This is a genomic window from Polaribacter sp., assembly GCF_965656025.1.
In the GTDB taxonomy this organism is placed as follows: domain Bacteria; phylum Bacteroidota; class Bacteroidia; order Flavobacteriales; family Flavobacteriaceae; genus Polaribacter.
This window is the reverse complement of record NZ_CBFHJT010000018.1, coordinates 27828-30098: the sequence shown is the minus strand read 5'-3', so window position 1 is coordinate 30098 and position 2271 is coordinate 27828. Positions and strand designations below refer to the sequence as shown.

Below are 2271 nucleotides of genomic sequence, written 5' to 3'. Positions count from 1 at the left end.
CTACTGATAAACCAATGGGCAAATGTTGTACGTTGGGAAATGAGAACGCGTCTGTTTTTAAGAACTGCAGAATTTTTATGGCAAGAAGGCCACACTGCACACGCAACCAAAGCAGAAGCAGTCGTAGAAGCTAAACAAATGCAAGAAGTATATGCAGAATTTGCAGAAAACTTTATGGCAATGCCTGTAGTTAAAGGTGTTAAATCTGATAGTGAACGTTTTGCTGGTGCAGAAGACACCTACACAATAGAAGCCTTAATGCAAGATGGTAAAGCATTACAAGCAGGAACTAGTCACTTTTTAGGGCAAAATTTTGCCAAAGCTTTTGATGTAAAGTTTACCTCTAAAGAAGGTAAACAAGAACATGTTTGGGCTACTTCTTGGGGAGTTTCTACTCGTTTAATTGGTGGCTTAATTATGACTCATTCTGATGATGCTGGTTTAGTTTTACCTCCAAAATTAGCGCCAATACAAGTTGTGATTGTGCCAATTTATAAAGGTGAAGACCAGTTAGAGGAAATATCAGAAAAAGTACAAGTATTTATAAAAGAGTTGCGTAAAAAAGGAATATCTGTAAAGTTTGATAATAGAGACACTTTTAGACCCGGAGCAAAATTTGCAGAATATGAATTAAAAGGAGTACCTGTTAGAATTGCTATTGGAAAAAGAGATTTAGAAAACAATACAGTAGAAGTTGCTAGACGAGATACTTTTGAAAAACAAACAGTAGCGCAAGATGATTTAGTAAGTTTTGTAAGTTCGTTACTTGAAGAAATACAAGAAAACTTATATCAGAAAGCAATAGATTTTAGAAAAGAGCATACCACAGTTGTAGACAATTTTAAAGAATTTGAAAAAGCCATAAAAAAGAAAGGTGGTTTTGTATCTGCACACTGGGATGGTACAGAAGAAACTGAAAATAGAATTAAAGAATACACTAAAGCAACCATTAGATGTATACCAAATGATGTTAAAGAAGAAAATGGAACCTGTGTTTTAACTGGCAAACCCTCAACAAAAAGGGTGCTTTTTGCAAAGGCATATTAATTTTTTAAAAAAAATTAAAAAATAATTGCAGAATTTAAAAAACGTTGTATATTTGCATCCGCAATTGAGAGATATTTAATTGTTATGGTCCGTTCGTCTAGGGGTTAGGACGCCAGGTTTTCATCCTGGTAACACGGGTTCGATTCCCGTACGGACTACAAAGTTTTAATAAAAAAACGAATACAAGAAATTATGGCAAATCATAAGTCAGCATTAAAGAGAATTAGAAGTAACGAAGCTAAAAGGTTACGTAATAAATATCAGCATAAAACTACAAGAAATGCTGTAAGAGATTTACGTACTATTGAAGACAAGAAAGACGCAGAAGGAAAATTGAATACTGTTATTTCTATGTTAGACAAATTAGCTAAAAACAACATTATTCATAAGAATAAAGCTGCTAATTTAAAATCTAAATTAACAAAACATGTTGCTGCATTGTAGTAACAAATAAAATTATTATATTTTAAAAGCTCTGAATTAAATTCAGAGCTTTTTTTTGTGCTATATTGAATTATAAATTACCAACCGTAATTTTTGTGTGCATCTAATCTAATAAAGATGAAAAGCAAAATGGTAAATCCCCAAAGAGATGAGCCTCCATAACTAAAAAACGGCAAAGGGATTCCTACAGTGGGTAACAAACCTATAACCATACCAATATTTACGATTACATGAAAAAAGAGAATTGAGGCCAAACCATAGCCATAAATTCTACCAAACTTATTCGTATGTGTTTCTGCTAGATAAAGAATTCTAAACATTAATATCATAAATAGTAAAATTACAAATGTGGTTCCTACAAAACCCCACTCTTCTCCTATTACACTAAATATATAGTCTGTATGTTGTTCTGGTACAAAGTCTCCTTGCGTTAAATCTCCTTTTAAAAAACCTTTTCCTGTAAAACCACCAGAACTAATTGTTAATTCAGATTGATAGGAATTGTACCCAATACCTTGATTGTCTTTTTTAAGCCCTAAAAGTATCTCGAAACGATCTCTATGATGTTGTTTAAATACATTATTATAAGCAAAACCTGTACCTACAACAAAAACACCTACTATTACATATATACCTAAAATTTTATACCAATTAAAACGGAAAAATCGTTTTCCTCCTTTATATATTGCATACACAGAAAATAGAGTGATAATAAAAAATAGTGAAATTAACATCCATTTGACACCCAATAAAATGGTTAAGAGGAATAGCACAATATTA

General features: G+C 32.0%; 3 protein-coding genes and 1 tRNA gene. 3 read left to right on the top strand and 1 reads right to left on the bottom strand.

All coding sequences use genetic code 11. From position 1 onward, the window contains the following. The 3 genes from ACTG3S_RS05185 to rpsT form a co-directional block, all read left to right on the top strand. Positions 1 to 1047 (top strand): His/Gly/Thr/Pro-type tRNA ligase C-terminal domain-containing protein (locus tag ACTG3S_RS05185; protein WP_439128305.1); only part of this gene is annotated, 1047 nt, incomplete at its 5' end. An 86-nt stretch (positions 1048 to 1133) separates the two neighbouring features. Further along, a tRNA-Glu gene (locus tag ACTG3S_RS05180) sits at positions 1134 to 1205 on the top strand. Positions 1206 to 1239: 34 nt separating this feature from the next. Further along, entirely contained in the window at positions 1240 to 1491 is a 252-nt protein-coding gene (rpsT, locus tag ACTG3S_RS05175; RefSeq protein WP_439128304.1) for a 30S ribosomal protein S20, read from the top strand. Between the two features lie 77 nt (positions 1492 to 1568). Here rpsT and rodA read toward each other — a convergent pair. Further along, positions 1569 to 2271 (bottom strand): rod shape-determining protein RodA (gene rodA, locus ACTG3S_RS05170; RefSeq protein WP_439128303.1); only part of this gene is annotated, 703 nt, incomplete at its 5' end.

Coding starts and splice junctions, on each gene's coding strand:
- rpsT (WP_439128304.1), top strand. CDS start 1,240: ATGGCAAATCATAAGTCAGCATTAAAGAGAATTAGAAGTAACGAAGCT.